This is a genomic window from Symplocastrum torsivum (assembly GCF_059505465.1).
Genome location: NZ_JCACKQ010000025.1, coordinates 9,202 through 25,766 on the forward strand (window position 1 = coordinate 9,202; position 16,565 = coordinate 25,766).

Here is a 16,565-nt window from a genome sequence, read left to right on the forward strand (position 1 = left end):
TCGTGGCATCAACTTGAGCTTGCCCAAGAACATCAACAGCAATACCTGTCCCTGTCGTGTTGTTGACAGTGTTGCTGCCGACGTTAATGTCAAGGAGGGAGCTACCTCCTGCCTCAACACCTACCCCAATTGCACCACCTGTGATGGTATTCTCCACAACCTCTACAATTCCTTGGGCTGTATCAACTAAGCCAACAGTGATGTTCTCCAGATTATCGGTGAGGGTGTTGTCGTTAATCGTGGCATCAACTTGAGCTTGCCCAAGAACATCAACAGCAATACCTGTCCCTGTAGTGTTGTTGACAGTGTTGTTGCCGATGTTAACGTCGATGAGAGAGCTACCTCCTGCCTCAACACCTACCCCGATTCCCCCGCCTGTGACGGTATTCTCTACAACCCCTACAGTTCCCACGGCTGTATCAACTAAGCCGACAGTGATGTTTTCCAGGTTGTTAGTTAGCGAGTTTCCGTCAATGTTCAGGTCAACAGTACCAATATTGTTGTTCAGTGAAATGCCCGCGTTACTATTAGTAATGGTGTTATTAGCAACGGTAGTTGTTCCAGTTACATTACTAAGAGAAATACCGCTTTGAGCAGCACCAGTAATCACGTTGTCACGGATAGTTGCGTCACTGACATTGGTTCCTTCAATAGCATTGCCTGTCGAATTGAGAAATCTGAATCCAGATAAAACCGTGTTGTTTCCCAGTGCAACGGTACCTGTGATGGTTGGTAGCAGACCAGTTCCAGAGAAGGGTAACTGTACATTGCCAGCTTCTACGGTGTCAATGATCTGTGCGGGTCCAGTCGAAAGTATCGATACATTATCTGGAATCCTAAAGGCGGCAATTCCTGGATCTATAGTGGCTCGTACATAAACAATGTCATTGGGTTGAGCTATTGCCAAAGCTTCTTGGACGGTTGCAAAGGGACTCTCAAAGGTACCATCACTGTTCCCAATACCCAGGTTTACGTGTTGGAATCGGTAGGCTTCATTGGTTGTTGGGTTGGTTGCTGTAATGGTTTCAAATTCCTCCTGCTCATCAACTGTAATTGTTGAAGTACGCCCAACTGACTCTCCAATCCGAGCCAAAGTGCTATTTCTTTCGGCACCACGGGGTCGAGTTCCTGGAAAGCTAGCCCCCAAGCTCAAAACTACCCTTGTATCGAATAGTGGGTCATTCTGCACCAGTAAACCGACTCGAAGGTTATCGGATGGACGGGCTTCCAGTCGTCCTCGAATCCCAAAGCCATCATCACCACCTGGGGCATTGTAGTAATACACACCCCCATAGCCTCGTAAGTCTCCCTCTCCAAGTCGCGCTAGTTGGGTACCGACTTCAAGATCTAAGCCTCCCACGGCTGCCTCAAACCGTCTATCTCGATCTAAAAGTAAGAAGTTTCCCTCAAAGTTAGGATTGGAGAAGGATTCGGCGACCTGTTGGCGTCGATCGCCAATAGGAAGGTAGCCATTAACTCGGAAATCTAATTTATTTGTCAGTAGCTCAAAACCAGCACCAATCTGATTAAAGAAGCTATTACCAGTGTCACGGAAGTCATAAGCAATGTAGCCTCCTAGAATTTGATCTTGAGATGAACTGTAGAACCGCTGTCCTAGCACTAGATTTCCGCCCATAGTAGAGTCAGTCAAGTACAACAATTTTCCTTCTAGGAAGGTAAGGTTGTTTCCTGGACTCTGTTGTAGAGGAATAAAGCCTTCAAGGCTAAAAAATGGCTCTTCATAACCCGGACCTGTGGTGGTAAAGCCTACTCCACCTCTGGGAGAAACTCTAAGATCGTCGGCTGAACCAGTTTCTGAAGGTAATTCGGGTTCTGAGTCCGGTGTCTGAGCTACTACTGGCGTTATGAGTGTGGTAGCCGAGATTAAGCTTACGCCTAGTGATAGCAGTGACAGCTTTAACGTCTTCATGTGCATCCTTATAAATTTTGTGGCTTCTTGAGAGGCGAAATTCTGTCTCTAGAGCAAAATGCTTTTCTGTAGATTAGTGGCTGTTGTGAGTTACTAGGATCAGTAAGATCCAGGAAATAAATAAAGAGATTTAAAGTGTTTCTCTAGTGAAATCACGGAGGATTTTTGAGAAATATTTGATATGTTGGTGTTTTCTTGGCGGCTTGGAAGTTGATATTAACCGAGCGCTCAAAACAGAAGCCTAGACTAGGGTTTCAAAAAGCGTCCATCACTGTCCAGTTGGATTCTTTGCCGATCATGTGCGTCGAAAATCGCCCTCGACTGTCAGTTGAGGCGATTATCTTTAGCAGGTGGCTATACCTAGTCGTCGGGTGATCTTCACCCAAAACTCTGTGGAATTACGGATTAGAAAAATCAAGAAATTTTGTAGATTTAAGGTGTCATCTCTCTTGTGGGGTCGAAGAAATTGAGCAATAACGCCTTACTGAGGGCAACTCTTGCCCCAATGGTAATTACAGTGTCGCTGCGGCAGCCGCACCAATCCACTCCACTACAAAAATGGACATTTGAGAACGAACCGATTATCAGAATCGGTCGTGCGGTTGATAACCATGTCGTTCTCCACAGTTCTGTTGTCTCACGTCATCATGTTGAAATCCGGCACATAGCCAGCTACTGGCAAGTGATTAACGTTGGAAATAATGGCACGTATCTCAATGGGGAACTGATCACAACTATTCCTGTAGTTGACGGCATGATCGTTGCTCTCGCTACCTCTGGCCCTCAACTTCAGATTAACTTAGGCGATACCGCTCAAAAGCCTAGGCAAAAAACGCTGCTAAGCCAGCATCCTGCGTCTCAAGAGAATCAAGCAAAGGAAAGAGACACCTATCTCCAAAAGCCAAAGTTCTCAAGTGAGAGCTTTCTTTAAACAAGAGCGATAACTACCAAAAAAAGTAGGCTCCATTACTAAAGATGTTCTTGTTTCGTCAGAGTTTTAAACATTTTCACTGGCCGATCGCATTTATCCTGCTGGTACTCGTCGCGGGCTGTTCCTTCACGCCATCCCCAACATTGCATCCAACTCCACCTACTCCAAGTGCGATCGCATCTAGCCCCACGACTTCAGCGAAACAAGAAGATATTTGGTCTTTGCTTCAGCAAGGGGAACCCGGTTATGTAGTGATGATGCGCCATGGGATCGCACCTGGAACGGGCGATCCGCCTAACTTCCGCGTTGAGGATTGCACGACACAACGAAATCTATCAGCAGAAGGTAGGGCGCAGGCTGTGCGAATGGGTGAGGCATTCCGCCGCCGTAACATTCGGGTTGCGAGAATTTTATCCAGTCAATGGTGCCGCTGTTTGGAGACGGCGAGGCTGATGAATTTAGGCACAGTGGAAGCGTTTCCAGCGATTAACTCATTTTTTAGCGATCGCCTTACTGAACCCATGCAAACGGCACAAGTGCGCCAGTTTATTGCTGATAACCGTTCCACTCCCGGCGTGATTATTCTGGTTACCCATCAAGTCAACATTACTGCGATCGCTGAGATTGCACCCCAATCTGGTGAATCCGTTGTGCTGCGGGCTAATCAGCAAGATCAGGTAGAGTTAGTCGGACGAATTAACGCCTTGTAAACCACACAATCAAGGCATAAAAAGAGTTTCAGAGATTGAAGCCGACTTGCTTTAAAAAACTTGATAAGTCGGGCAAGAAACTCTTTGAGCCTCTAAAATAGTATTTATGTACTACTTGCTGGGATATTTGGGTTCAGTGTTAATTGAGCCTGGTTCCGGCAAGCTTACCTATGACTATACGACTTCGATGAAGTAGTTTTCTCTCATGCCAAGAGCGACCTTACCCAGAACAACTGCACCCTTAAGTAGCGAGGACAAGGGCACAATTGCTGCTGTGTTGACGTGGGACTTGTGCAAGCCAGTCACTCCTGAAGAAATCGAAGCCATCCAGGTAAATGGGGAGTGGGTAGCTGTGCGCCTAAGCTGCCAGCGGGCTGTACCTATCCATCGCGACGTCTTCCGCTCAATCCGGCAACAGCAATATTTAGGCTAGACAATTCTTTGATTGGCACTAGAGTAAGCTTCTCACCCATTATGAAGACTCCTAGGGACGCAAAGTTAACTCTTTTGAAAGAGCAGGAGTTACTCTCCTGATAGAGTGTTTAGCTCCCTTACCTTAGCTACTTTGAAAGCAGAGTTGCTAAACAGTTCTAAAAAAATGCGGGAAGATCAATCATTCTCTAATGTACTTGTGGTGATGCTTGTGGGAGCCGCATTTGCTGCTGGAGCGATCGGCTTTCAACCTTGGAGACATCAGGATTCTGCCTCAGTGGAAGTAGAGCGCACTGCCCAACAGAATAGGTATGATGCAGCTCCTGTGTCAGAGTAATTTCAGAGAAATACCCGCCTTGCCAGGAAGGCGGGTCTGAGTAATATCTTTGTTAAATGCTGCTCAAAGCTAACATCATCAAGCTTGGCTCTTCTCTTTCAGTAGGCTGAGAATTGTGTAAAGACAATTTGTATAAAAAAATACGGTATAAGGGTTTGATTAAGTCTGTGGTGGTCATTGCTATCTCTTGAGCAGATATCAGTACATACAGAGACAGCCAGTAGTTGTATGCCTAATAACACGTTGACTTAACGTAAACACTTTCATGAGGTACAGGTTGACTTAGACCATTGCCATTACTTTGGGAATTGTAAAAACACGAGTTGAATAAGCGATCGCCCAAACTCCAGTACGGGCGATCGCTTTTTTTGAAGAAACACAGATTCAAGATACATTCGTGGTAACAAAACGTTTGCTTCTTGCTGTTGTACTCTTAACACAGACACTGGGAGACAATTTACCTTTAATGTCGGCAGAACGCTCCCGTTATAATCAGCGTGGACATATCGAGCCAAAGCGTGAATACCACGCTTTGATTTAACGGCTTTCCGGAAAGCCGACCAACAACCAAGTGTATTTTAAGTGAGTTCAATGAACTGAGAATCACCTTTTGGTGAGAATCCCTCGCTATAATGCATAGCATTTAGCGACGGGAGTATGTCAATTTGAGTCTCAAGCTTTATTTCTTACGTCATGGGCAAACAGATAGTAGTCGGAATAATGCATTTTGCGGTTCAACTGACGCAGACTTAACGTCAGATGGGGTGGACATGGCGAAGGCTTTTGGGATCGCTTATCGTTCTACACCTTGGACGGCGATTTTTTGTAGTCCAATGGCACGAACCGTCGCAACGGCTAAGCCTCTATGTGAAGCCATTGATATGCAGCCAGAACTGCGGGATGGCTTAAAAGAAATCCACTACGGCAAGTGGGAAGGTCAATCAGTTGATATAGTAAGTCGTGATTACCACGATGACTACATCCGGTGGACGGCTGACCCCGCTTGGTATCCACCAACTGAAGGAGAACCCGCTGTTGCGATCGCGTCTCGTGCTTTGCTAGTTATAGAGGAAATCAAGCAACGGTTCTCTACGGGTAATGTTTTGATTGTCTCCCACAAGGCAACCATTCGCATTATTTTGTGTAGTCTTTTAGGAATTGATGTTGGACGCTTTCGCTTTCGTTTAGGATGTCCAGTTGGTTCAGTGAGCATTGTTGAATTTGGTTCTCATGGCCCATTACTTCATGCTTTGGCTGACCGTACTCATTTGGATGAACGTTTGCGTACTTTACCAGGAACTTAAGGTGAATGGTACTGGCTTAAGGAAGATGGGGAAGGTGGGGAAGAAATTATTCCCTCATTTCCCTTAACGAGAGTGACATTCAACTTAAGGTAAAAATCGTTGTTCACTTTAGGTAAGTTGCTTAACAGGTACCGGACTTAATTCCTCGGTAACAGTTGGCAAAGAAAGATGCTGACGCAGCACCTCTCGCGTCGCCGCTAAACTACACGCCAAAGTCACTCCCTCCTGTTCCAAGACACCCAACACCTGACTCGGATCGTCTCGTTTAACAACAGGTAACTGATGTAGACCTCTTGCCCCCATCCGATCTACAGCCTCTGCAATCGCTTCATCAGGGTAAGCGTACACCATATCTCGCGTACAGATGTCACCCAGCAGTAGCTTCGGCATCTGAGCGGTAGGAAAGTCCGTTTTGGCACGAATAAGCGATCGATTAATGTCCTGCAAGCTGACAAGACCAACTAGGTGTTCAGCATCATCGACGACCAAAGCACTACGAGATTGACTCGTTGTCAAAGCAAGAGCCGCTTCTAATACAGGCATTGAACTCAATAGCATCAAGGACGGCTGATGCATCGCTTCTGCCACAAGCATTTGCTGCATAATTTCCCGCTCTGGGTTTGGCTCAACACTAAGACCAAGAGTTGCCTGTAGCTGTGGTTCTTGGCTTGGTGCGGGTGTGAGCATTTCCATCAACCAAACAGATAGTCCCACTGCCGCCATCAGAGGTAGCACAATGCGGTAGTCCCGCGTTAGCTCAAACAACAACAGGATTGCTGTCAAGGGTGCCCTGGCGCTACCAGCCAGAACGGCTGCCATCCCAACCATCGCGTAAGCTGGGGGGGCAGCAATATTCACCATTCCTGCTGGAATGATTGCTGCTAGAACTGTTCCATAGGTAGCTCCCAAAGCAGCACCCAGGAACATTGCGGGCGCAAAAATGCCACCGACCAAGCCACTACCTAAACTAATCGCTGTTGCCACCAGCTTGATAACGAGCAGGGTAAGCAACAAGGGTAGAGTAAACTCAACACCCTGGAGCATGGCTTGAATCGTTTCATAGCCAACACCCAAAATTTGAGGTGCATACAAAGCTGCCAAACCAACGCAGAAACCACCAATTACTGGTTTTATCGGTGGCGGCAGTTGCCCCAGCCAGCGCAAACCGACAACTTCTCCCTTAAAGCAACGCCGTGCTAGTTGAATGGACTTGGTGTAAGCCAAAGAGACAAGACTTGCTAGCAAACCCAATCCTAAGTACAGGGGTAATTCTAAGGGGCTACGGACTTCATAAACGGGTAGTGTAAAAGCGGGTTGGGCACCTAGGACAATTTGGGCAATCAAAGCCGACACAACGGCGGCTAGTAGCACAACACTCACGGCAGAAGTCGCAAAGGTCGTACCCAAAACCACCTCTAAGGCAAAGAAAACACCAGCAATAGGAGCGTTAAAACCAGCCGCTAGTCCTGCTGCTGCACCTGCACCTAACAGTAAACGATGCCGCTCTTTCGAGACTTGTAGCACCTGACCTAGGAGCATCCCAATATTAGCCCCAATCTCTACACTCGGACCTTCTGGGCCTAAAGAAGCACCCGTGCCTAGAGAAACGGCGGCGGCTACCATTTTGGTGACAGGTCGCAAGGGTGAAATTTTCTGGATACCTTGAGCTGCCGCAATGAGAGCGGACATACTTGGCCCAAAGTCAGGTCGCGCAACGCGCATCAAACCAACAATTAATCCGCCAAGCGTCGGGACACAGGCTAAAGTCCAAGCTCCCCAAACGGAAATAAACCCCATCAAGTCTCTCAGCATCCAGGTGTGGATTTGCTCAATTAAGAAGTGAAAGGTCACGCTCCCCATGCCTGTAGTGACACCAATGGCGAAAGCCAGGAAGAGGACAACGGTTTCCGGTGATGGTTGTAAACGATTCAGGATGCGGGGGAAACGATATGGTAAAGCAAGGGCAGACGAGTTCGGCTGCAGCACCTTGGCGGGAGGGATGGCAGTCATTGAGGGGCAGCGGCTGGGATGATTAGAAAATGTTTAACTTTTGTTTCATTTTTATTGTGATTGATTAGCAACAAATTTGCCTTCTTTGGAAAGCGACTCGTGATAATTTGATGCCTGATGAAATCTTCATGAAGAATTTCCTCAGCTACAGCAAATTTTCACTCGTTCCAAAGTTCATCACTGAACCAACGAGCAATGAGGTTAATGAAAAGGTATTAGGTGTTAGGTAAAAAGTAAAGACTAACCAGGCACAAGCGATCGCAAACTTTTGATTACTCCTTAGAAGCACATAAAAAATCTGCTTGGAGTTACGGCGAACACTTAATGATTTATTCTTTACACTCTCCCAAATTCCCAAATAGGGATTGACGCCTTTCTTGCTGCGCTTGAAGGCAATTGTTTGATGGCTCAACCAGGTTGGATTCTGCTGGAGAAAAAGCGGAGAGACGGCTTGATAACACCTCTACCTTAATCCGAAAGGTCAGGACTCCCGTCCGGACGCCCATTGATCGCGCCATTTTACGGTGCCTTCGCTGGCGATTACCCAACGACGAGCAACCAGATTCTCTCGCAAGGGAGACTGACCTTCACGCCACATTGCGTATTTATAAGCAATGAGCTTACCAGCACTTTCATTGAAGGGAATTTCTGCAAACCAGGTGTTGGTGTTGATGAATTCCAGGGGATACGCCTTCAAGATATCCCAGTTCCCCAATTCTGGACAATCGCCTGTTACGACAACAATTTCACCAGGATTAGTCTGGACACCATTGAGTTGTACGCGGACAATGGTTTGCCCCTTGATTCTCTCAGCAACGTGACTGATTACAATTACTTCCCGTGATTCTAATTGTAGATCATGAAGATGCCCGTCTTTGACTTCAAATTTTTGACGGGATAAGACATCCGTATGTTCTCCGTCAGGTAACTCAGTTTCAACCGCCTCAAGCTTCACCGCTGCCCCTCGATTCATTGCCACAAACAGCAGTGAATCCCGGTAACGCCGGATATAACAATAAACATCTGGAGTTAGGTACTTTTGCCACTGACTACCCATTGATACCGCTGGGTTCAATCGCCGCACTCCTGAAAGAAGCCGGATGTCTCGGTAAAGTGGTGTTTCAGTGTCCCAGCTTTCCATCATTGGGCGATTGTAGGGATCGTTATTACCATAAGGGTCACCGTCTGCGTTCGTATCATTATGGAGATACTGCTCTGTACCGTAGTAGATGCAGGGAATACCGCGAGAGGTCATAATTAATGCGATCGCCAAACGTAAACTCTCCGGGTCAGCATTTAACGTCTGGAAGCGATGCATATCATGATTGTCGATAAACGTAATCAATTCAGTAGCGCTGTTGTATCGATAATCCTGGTCAAGAACATTTTGAACTAAGTGAAATCCTTCAGAATTTCCTACACCTAACGCCTCTCGAATTGCCATTGCTAGACCAAAGTCAAGAATTGACATCCCAGAGTCATTAGCAAATTCAACTGAACGCTCATTCAAAGGGCTACTATAAATCCATTCTCCGAAGATAAAAACATCTGGTTTATAAGTTTGAATATCAGCCGTAAATTCTTGCCAAAACCAGACGGGCATATGCTTTACTGTATCAACTCGTAAAGCATCAACACCTCGATCAAGCCATTGCTTAATCGCTGACTTGATGTACTCTCTATATTCCGTATTATTTTCATTAAACGTGGCGAGTCCTGACAATTCACAGTTTTGTACCTGCCACTCATCTTCCCAGTTAGTGACTTCACCATAATGGTGATACCAGTTATCCTTATCATCATTGAAATCAGCTATTTTTACACCGTCGTCGTAGAGTTCTCCCTTTTTGCCACTAAAATCAGGATTGCTATGGTTACACACAATATCTAGAATCAGCTTCATATTCCGTTTGTGTACCTCATCAATCAATTTATCGAAAATTGTATTTTTCGATTCTTGGGTTTTATTGAGAGATGGGTTGTCATCCTTGTGAATAAAACGAGGATTTAATCGTTTAAAATCTTTCGTCCAGTAACCATGTATTGCTGCACTGTCAATAAACAAGTCTTCGACTTGCTCAAATAAAGGAGTAAGCCAAATTGCTGTTACACCTAATGTCTTTAAGTAGTCCAGTTTGTCAATAATTCCCTGTAAATCTCCGCCCCAGTATTTCCCCCAATCATTTTTATCTGGATCATAAAGCTCTGGGTTTGGTCCCTCACTATTTTCGGCATCACCATCATTGAAGCGATCCACAACAATGAAGTAAAGGGTTTCCTGACGAAATTCGATATCTCTGGTATAGAGAAACTCTAAATCTAAATCAGGTTCTGTTGGAGTTTCTGTTATAAGAGCATCAACTGTCTCGTTAACTTTTGCATCTGACATTTCATACTGAGATGCCGAAGATTGAGAGGGAGGAGTGGACACCATAAGAGTTACTTAGATAGTTGTAGAGGTTAGTTCTAGTCCGTGAAAGCTGATGCAACACGCCTGGATTTGTGAGTTATTCATGCAGACTATTCAAGATTTTACAAAATGTTTTATTTTTTGTATAGATGCTTGCCAAAGCAATGGTTTTTTGTTGAAAGCATTACCTTGTTCAGTGAATAATAAAAAGTAGATGTTCGGGTTAGAAAATGTTTACTAAGTAACCAATTACCTCTTCCTCAAGCTGATTGGGGTCACCTAAGGTAGAAAAATTCTCAGAGCGAATTGTTTATTCTATATCTATAGATAGAGCCAGGATCGCACACTTTCTGCATAGAAAATAGTAAATTGTGAAGAGAGGAGTGCGATCGCACGTTTATCAAGCAGCTTCTCATCAAGATTGCTTAACTTAAAGAAAATAGTGCAGCTTTTGAGTTTCTTAAATTAAGTACTATCTATCCTCCTGCATATTTCCTAAGGGGAAATTAGCTTAGAGAAACTCTATCTACGGCACGATGGAGTTACTGAAGAACTTGAACAAGATTGAATGGAAACGTTGCATCTTTGCTGTTGTCGTTCATCTGTAAAAGCGATCATACTCCCTAGGGAAATTAACTCAATAGACTACTGGTTTTGCAACAGCGCAGGTTCACAGACGCTTCTACATCATTCATTCGATTTCGGAACATAGGGTGATTCAGGAGATACGATGAACGCCATTTCACCAAAGCCTCAAAAATTTTTACGTCCCACCGCGTGGTTGCTGTCCGTTTTACTAGGGCTTCCCTTCTTTGCTGGTTGCGCTAGTCAGCAGACTGCCGCTCCGCCACCACCTGTTGACGATACGGTTACGGGAACGCAAAACTATCCTGCCCCCGGAGCCTCCCCGCAAGCCAAGAAGGGATTGTCGAACACACAGAAAGTAGCCATCTTGGCTGGAGCGGCTGCACTTTACTACCTCTACAATCAGCACAAGAACAGACGAGGACAGGGGGCAGAGGGGCAGTATTACCTCTCTAAGAACGGGCGTGTTTACTACCGTGATGCTCAGCATCGTGTTCATTGGGTAACACCACCACCTGAGGGAATTCGAGTTCCGGAATCAGAAGCAGCCCGCTACCGTGACTTCCAAGGCTATAACAACAGACCTTCAGGTCGTGATTTGACTGATGTATTACCACCTGAAGGGCAGACTGCACCTGAACCAGCTCCAGCGTACTAATTCGTACTAAGTGCTGCTTCGTACAACTCAAAAGTCAAAAATTATTTGAGTGTAAGGTGTTTACCCACCTGAAGCTGGTCACTTATTTTCACCACGCTGTACTAGTTACGACAAGCGCTGAAGCAGAAAAACAAAACGTTGAATAGATTTAGAGCTTTTACTCATTTACTCAACGATTTCATTGACGAGTTTAAAAAGGAGATTAATCATGGTAGATGGATTTTTGAGAAAAATGCAGGATGCCCTCTCTGAGGCTACCGGTCAGCAATACGATCAGGATGCCGACTATGATCGGCAAGTACGCCCAGCAAGTGAAGATCCATACGGCGACCCAGCCTATCAGGATTTCGGCGATGTCCGCCCAGCAAGTGAAGACCCTTACGGTGACCCTGCCAGCTACGGTCCCTTCGGTGATGTCCGTCCAGCAAGTGAAGACCCTTACGGTGACCCTGCTGACTCTGGCTCGTTCGGTGATGTCCGTCCAGCAAGTGAAGACCCTTACGGCGACCCTGCCGATTATGGTGCATATGGAGATGTTCGCCCAGCGAGTGAAGACCCATATGGTGACCCTGCTGACCAGTATTACAACAACGACCGATGAGGCGAAAGTAAAATTTGATTTGGTGCGGTGATTTTAAGGTGCAATAAAACTGGGGCTTATCGTGAGGAATAACCGCACGGAGTATGTAAATAAGGCAGTGGCGAAATGGGCTACTGCCTTTATTTTTATTAGTATTTCATCAGGCGATCGCAACTCAACTAATAAGAAATTTAATTTCAGGAGTTACGCACTTGCCCCCTAAATCCCCGAATTCTGGGGGACTTTGAACTCCGATTTCCCCAAAGTTGGGAGGGTTAGGGGGCAAGATTGACGCTCAGCTAAAAAGCTTAACGAATCGCGTAGCCTACTCTACTATCACCTTGCACCTAGAAGCCGCAGTTTCGATAACAACGCCACAACAACCTTTGGGGTTACAGGTTCAAGATACTTGGAACAAAGCTACGCGATCGGTTAGTGAATTTACCACAGGCTTACTCAAATTAGGACTGTGGCTGATGGCATATAGCCCTTATCTTCTTCTGCTTGGTGGCGCAGTATTGTTTGGCTACATCCGCCTCAAAAGGAGATGGGGTGGTAGGGAGGCAGGAAGCTAACATACATAAACTTTGGAAGTTTTTGACTCATTACCTCATCACCCAGTCTCTACTCCCCAGTTTGAAGATTATCCGTTCGATGCCCATTCGGATAAATCGTTGAACTGTCTAAGTAGGCATTGGAGAAGTCAACATTTTGGGTGCGAAACAGATTACTTCCACTTAACTGAGCTTGGGATAAGTTTGCCCTATCTAGATTTGCTCCACTCAAATCAGCATTACTCAAATTCGCACCACTGAGGTCAGCGTTTCCTAGATCTGCTCCTTGTAAATTGGCATTTTCCAAAATTGCTCCTCGTAAATTGGCACGACGGAGAGTCGCTCTAAATAAATTTGCTTGCCTTAGGTTAGCTTCAGATAAATTGGCTTGGTAAAGCTGAGCATCACTCAACTGAGCTGATTGAAGTTGAGCTTGCTGTAACTCCGCTTGACTCAGATTAGAGTAGGGCAGATAGGTTTTTTGAAGCTTGCTGCCAGTTAGATCAATTCCTTGTAGATTGGCTTCAAACAAGTCAGCCTCGCTGATATCTACTTCACTAAAATCTCGTTTTCCACTGGCATATTGAGCCAATAACTCGGCTCCAGAAATCTTCTTCATCGGTGGCGCTTTTAATCTGGAAGCCTTGACTGGCTTCTTCGGAGGTTATTTCTACTGCAACATCAATATGTATTTATGCTTAGTACTTCCTTAACAGTAGAACACTGTAGCAAAAGACACATTTGTTCTAACTTTTTTTTAATCTTTGCGAAGATTTGCTAAAATTTTCCTATGAACCTTGACAAAATGCGCTGTATTATGTACTTAACTTCAATTGGTTACAGACCTGCGTGATCGTTTTCTGCTGCGCTTCATCAAATTGATATAACAAGTTCAGCGCCGTGAAATGTCAAGATGAAAAGCAAAGCTCCAAATATATAAAAACACTATGTCAGAACTGCGAGTATCAATGGCTCAGCACTACCACGAGCGCACCAAATACGATCCAGAGACGATCGCATCTAAAAACAAACAACTGGACTGGGAAAATCAGCCTGTCCCTTATAAAGAATACAAAGTCGGTACCACCTTTGACCTAAAACCCTACCTAAAGGAAGACTATGAAGCTTATACCGATGAACCGGGTAAAACTTGGCGGAGGCTGTCGCAACTACTTCTTCATAGCTATGGTTTGACAGCAAGGATGCCGACACTCAATGGTCCCCCCCTCTATCTCCGAGCGGCACCCTCTGCGGGTGGTTTGTACCCAGCCGAGATTTATTTAGTCTCCCGTGGCACTCCTATATTACCAACCGGACTTTACAACTATCAGTGTCGTAGCCACTCTCTCATTCATTTTTGGGAGAGTGAGGTTTGGTCAGTTTTGCAAGATGCTTGTTTCTGGCATCCAGTCTTGGGAAGCACTGACTTGGCGATTGTAATTACAGCCGTTTTTCATCGCTCAGCTTGGCGTTATGAGGATCGAGCCTATCGGCGGATTTTCCTGGATACAGGTCATTTACTGGGCAACATTGAGCTAGCTTGTTCGCTCACCGCTTACCGTCCTCACCTAGTAGGTGGTTTTTCGGATGAGACGGTGAATAATTTACTGTATCTTGACCCGGATGCTGAAGGAACGATTGCGATTATACCTTTAGCCGATAAGCTCAATCCCCGCCAAAACTTACCACCAGCCCCAACTGTTTTGCCCTCTTCAACTCAAATAAGCTACCCAAATATTCCTGAGGGAGAACTACTGGGCTACTTGCATCGGGCTACACAAATCGAGGATACCAGGAATTGGAACCTCGACAAGGATGACTCAAACACGAATGCAGAGAAACAATTAGAAGATAAGTACAACTTTCCCTTCTGCACTAAAGTCTCAACCGCGACAAAACCTATAGATTGGCAAAGTGGAGACTTACCCCTACAAGCCCTGTCGAACACTATTCTCCAGCGACGCTCCACCCGTGCTTACAACGGAGCTAATTTGACACTAGACGAACTGAACGCTGTACTAAATTTTACCTACCAACCGCAGCACTCCTTTGCACAAGGACTTGATAGTTCACCCGATTATTTTGATCTGAACTTAATTGAAACCTTTGTCGCGGTTTCTGGAGTCACTAACTTAGAGGAAGGTTGCTACTATTACGCGCCAAAAGCCCAGGAGTTGCGGCAGATTCGATTTAAAAATTTCCGGAGAGAGTTGCACTACCTGTGTTTAGGGCAAGAGTTAGGACGAGATGCGGCGGCAGTGGTGTTTCATACGGCTGATTTAGAGAAAGCTGTGACAAAAGTTGGCGATCGCGCTTATCGTTATCTACACATGGATGCTGGTCATCTGGGGCAACGAATGAATTTAGCCGCAATCTATCTAGGTTTAGGGGTAAGCGGTATTGCTGGTTTCTTTGATGACCAAGTGAATGAAGTCTTAGGCATCCCAACGGATGAGGCTGTTCTATATATCACTACTTTGGGGCGTCCAAGACGGCTTTAGTTTAGCCATCTACCGACAAAACTTACCAATTTGCATGAGAACATAAGAAACGTTGTCAAGGGCACTTTTAACTGGTAATTCGGGCTAAAGCAGATTTAGCTCTCGTTGCAGTCGGTAAAAAAAAACATTGGTCTCGCAGAAAAACACCATTTCTCATTAACATTTAATAAAGCAATCTAGGTGGGTATTTATGGGCACAGTTCTGGTGGTGGAGGATAGTCTGAGTCAAAGGGAGATGATTTCATCACTCCTGAAAGGAAGTGGACTGAGTGTAATTGTTGCTAGTGATGGCGTTGAGGCACTAGAGCAAATTCAATCATCTTGTCCTGATCTCGTTGTGCTGGACATCATCATGCCCCGGATGAATGGCTATGAAGTCTGCCGTCGGCTCAAATCCAACTCTGAAACCCAGAACTTAGCAGTAGTCATGTGTTCAGCTAAAAAGGAAGAATTTGATCGCTACTGGGGTATCAAGCAAGGTGCTGATGCCTACGTGACTAAGCCATTCCACCCGCAAGAACTAGTTGGTACAGTTAAACAACTCCTACGAGGCTAAAACGGCAATAGGCTGTAGCAAGAAATCGCTTATCACCAAGTTACCAATTACCCCAACATGGAATGGAATTCTGAGCCAGTCGAAGCCAAAATCGGCATCAACTTCAAGAACAGCGAAATCCTTTACCTTGCCCTCAGTCATCGTTCCTATGCCCAACAAATCAGCGAACCAGACAACAACAATGAGCGTCTGGAATTTTTAGGTGAAGCAATTCTAAATGTTGTTGCGGCTGACTACTTATATCATCACTGTCCTTATCTAGAAGTTGGTAACCTTTCAGCGCTGCGTGACAAGCTGCTGGAAAGAGAAAGGCTGACGAAGCTTTGGTTCCAACTGGGTTTAGGGGAAGCTTATCCATTTTTGGGCTTAGCAGAACAACGACATCGCCTCCGCCAGCAACCGAATAATCCTTTCGAGAGTGGTTTTGAGGCTCTAGTCGGTGCGATTCACCTAGATCGCGGTTTCTCGCAAACTCGTAACTGGTTGGTTAAGAACCTAATTGCGCCGTTGCTAGAACGTCATCTCAAAGACCTAAAGGAGCGTCCATCACCGAATAAGCAGCTAAAATTTCTGGGTGATGCTCTCCTAAAAGCGATCGCATCTGATTACCTATATCGCAACTTACCTTATGTGAGTGAACGTCAACTTATACAGTTATATAAGGAAATTGTCAGTAATGAACGGCAGGGTGAGTATCTTAGTCAACTCACGCCGGAAGATTTGGCAGGGTTCAATCTGGAGCAAGACATTATTCGTGTTAAGTCATTCAAGGTATTGTTAGGAGCGATTTATGTTGAGTGCAACACTTTGGAGGAGAGGCGTGGTTTCTCAAAAACTAGTGAGTGGTTCTCGAAATGCTTTATTGATGACGATGAAATTTTAAGAAAAGCGATCGCGTTATTACTAGAAGACGGTAAACCTCAAAAATGGATTATCCGTCATGTAATGGGTTACGAAAGCAAGGATTACAACGAAGGTAGAGACCGCTTTAATGCCGTAATCGAAGGGCAAAAAACATAACGCTTAAGGGTTAGAGAGAACGTCAATTGGTAATCTGGACGTGTAGA

17 protein-coding genes are annotated in these 16,565 nt (G+C 45.4%); 12 read left to right on the forward strand and 5 right to left on the reverse strand.

The window, feature by feature from the left end; genetic code table 11:
• The coding region (locus tag AC5JL3_RS08535) for an inverse autotransporter beta domain-containing protein (protein ID WP_496074080.1) at nucleotides 1-1,930 on the reverse strand (1,930 nt) is incomplete at its 3' end.
• A gap of 451 nt (nucleotides 1,931-2,381) precedes the next feature.
• On the opposite strand from AC5JL3_RS08535, the gene AC5JL3_RS08540 reads away from it, so the two are divergent.
• From AC5JL3_RS08540 to AC5JL3_RS08565, 6 genes are all read left to right on the forward strand, one after another.
• Entirely contained in the window at nucleotides 2,382-2,861 is a 480-nt protein-coding gene (locus tag AC5JL3_RS08540) for an FHA domain-containing protein (protein WP_496074081.1), read from the forward strand.
• 44 nt (nucleotides 2,862-2,905) lie between these two features.
• Nucleotides 2,906-3,571, forward strand: a complete 666-nt coding sequence (locus AC5JL3_RS08545; RefSeq protein WP_496074082.1) for a histidine phosphatase family protein — start codon at nucleotides 2,906-2,908, stop codon at nucleotides 3,569-3,571.
• Between the two features lie 205 nt (nucleotides 3,572-3,776).
• Nucleotides 3,777-4,004, forward strand: coding sequence for a hypothetical protein (locus tag AC5JL3_RS08550; RefSeq protein WP_496074083.1), 228 nt, complete (start codon nucleotides 3,777-3,779; stop codon nucleotides 4,002-4,004).
• 165 nt (nucleotides 4,005-4,169) lie between these two features.
• Nucleotides 4,170-4,340 carry a hypothetical protein gene (locus AC5JL3_RS08555; RefSeq protein WP_496074084.1) on the forward strand — a complete coding sequence of 57 codons (171 nt, stop codon included), beginning with the start codon at nucleotides 4,170-4,172 and terminating at the stop codon, nucleotides 4,338-4,340.
• A 397-nt stretch (nucleotides 4,341-4,737) separates the two neighbouring features.
• Nucleotides 4,738-4,881 carry a hypothetical protein gene (locus AC5JL3_RS08560; RefSeq protein ID WP_496074085.1) on the forward strand — a complete coding sequence of 48 codons (144 nt, stop codon included), beginning with the start codon at nucleotides 4,738-4,740 and terminating at the stop codon, nucleotides 4,879-4,881.
• A 124-nt stretch (nucleotides 4,882-5,005) separates the two neighbouring features.
• Nucleotides 5,006-5,644: a histidine phosphatase family protein gene (locus tag AC5JL3_RS08565; protein WP_496074086.1), complete on the forward strand. Its 639-nt coding sequence runs from the start codon at nucleotides 5,006-5,008 to the stop codon at nucleotides 5,642-5,644.
• Between the two features lie 108 nt (nucleotides 5,645-5,752).
• Here AC5JL3_RS08565 and AC5JL3_RS08570 read toward each other — a convergent pair whose 3' ends face one another.
• The 3 genes from AC5JL3_RS08570 to AC5JL3_RS08580 all read right to left on the reverse strand — a co-directional run bounded on the left by AC5JL3_RS08570 (nucleotide 5,753) and on the right by AC5JL3_RS08580 (nucleotide 10,088).
• Nucleotides 5,753-7,654: a chloride channel protein gene (locus tag AC5JL3_RS08570; RefSeq protein WP_496074087.1), complete on the reverse strand. Its 1,902-nt coding sequence runs from the start codon at nucleotides 7,652-7,654 to the stop codon at nucleotides 5,753-5,755.
• A 145-nt stretch (nucleotides 7,655-7,799) separates the two neighbouring features.
• A complete protein-coding gene (locus AC5JL3_RS08575) occupies nucleotides 7,800-8,066 on the reverse strand; it encodes a hypothetical protein (protein ID WP_496074088.1) in 267 nt (88 codons plus the stop codon).
• A 69-nt stretch (nucleotides 8,067-8,135) separates the two neighbouring features.
• The gene (locus tag AC5JL3_RS08580; protein WP_496074089.1) at nucleotides 8,136-10,088 is read right to left on the reverse strand and encodes an alpha-amylase family glycosyl hydrolase; all 1,953 of its coding nucleotides are present in this window, start codon (nucleotides 10,086-10,088) and stop codon (nucleotides 8,136-8,138) included.
• Nucleotides 10,089-10,794: 706 nt separating this feature from the next.
• Between AC5JL3_RS08580 and AC5JL3_RS08585 the strand changes: the two genes are divergently transcribed.
• The 3 genes from AC5JL3_RS08585 to AC5JL3_RS08595 all read left to right on the forward strand — a co-directional run bounded on the left by AC5JL3_RS08585 (nucleotide 10,795) and on the right by AC5JL3_RS08595 (nucleotide 12,462).
• Nucleotides 10,795-11,307 (forward strand): hypothetical protein, encoded by a 513-nt coding sequence (locus tag AC5JL3_RS08585; RefSeq protein ID WP_496074090.1) that lies wholly within the window; start codon nucleotides 10,795-10,797, stop codon nucleotides 11,305-11,307.
• A gap of 208 nt (nucleotides 11,308-11,515) precedes the next feature.
• Complete coding sequence (locus AC5JL3_RS08590; RefSeq protein WP_496074091.1) at nucleotides 11,516-11,908, forward strand: translation initiation factor; 393 nt, start codon at nucleotides 11,516-11,518, stop codon at nucleotides 11,906-11,908.
• A gap of 245 nt (nucleotides 11,909-12,153) precedes the next feature.
• Nucleotides 12,154-12,462: a DUF4349 domain-containing protein gene (locus tag AC5JL3_RS08595; protein WP_496074092.1), complete on the forward strand. Its 309-nt coding sequence runs from the start codon at nucleotides 12,154-12,156 to the stop codon at nucleotides 12,460-12,462.
• A gap of 49 nt (nucleotides 12,463-12,511) precedes the next feature.
• Here AC5JL3_RS08595 and AC5JL3_RS08600 read toward each other — a convergent pair whose 3' ends face one another.
• Entirely contained in the window at nucleotides 12,512-13,060 is a 549-nt protein-coding gene (locus AC5JL3_RS08600; protein ID WP_192219105.1) for a pentapeptide repeat-containing protein, read from the reverse strand.
• Nucleotides 13,061-13,388: 328 nt separating this feature from the next.
• On the opposite strand from AC5JL3_RS08600, the gene AC5JL3_RS08605 reads away from it, so the two are divergent.
• The 3 genes from AC5JL3_RS08605 to AC5JL3_RS08615 all read left to right on the forward strand — a co-directional run bounded on the left by AC5JL3_RS08605 (nucleotide 13,389) and on the right by AC5JL3_RS08615 (nucleotide 16,518).
• Nucleotides 13,389-14,942, forward strand: coding sequence for a SagB/ThcOx family dehydrogenase (locus AC5JL3_RS08605; RefSeq protein WP_496074093.1), 1,554 nt, complete (start codon nucleotides 13,389-13,391; stop codon nucleotides 14,940-14,942).
• 190 nt (nucleotides 14,943-15,132) lie between these two features.
• Complete coding sequence (locus tag AC5JL3_RS08610) at nucleotides 15,133-15,498, forward strand: response regulator transcription factor (RefSeq protein ID WP_496074094.1); 366 nt, start codon at nucleotides 15,133-15,135, stop codon at nucleotides 15,496-15,498.
• Nucleotides 15,499-15,555: 57 nt separating this feature from the next.
• On the forward strand, nucleotides 15,556-16,518 hold the full coding sequence (locus tag AC5JL3_RS08615) for a ribonuclease III domain-containing protein (RefSeq protein WP_496074095.1): 963 nt from the start codon (nucleotides 15,556-15,558) through the stop codon (nucleotides 16,516-16,518).
• Nucleotides 16,519-16,565 lie beyond the last annotated feature (47 nt).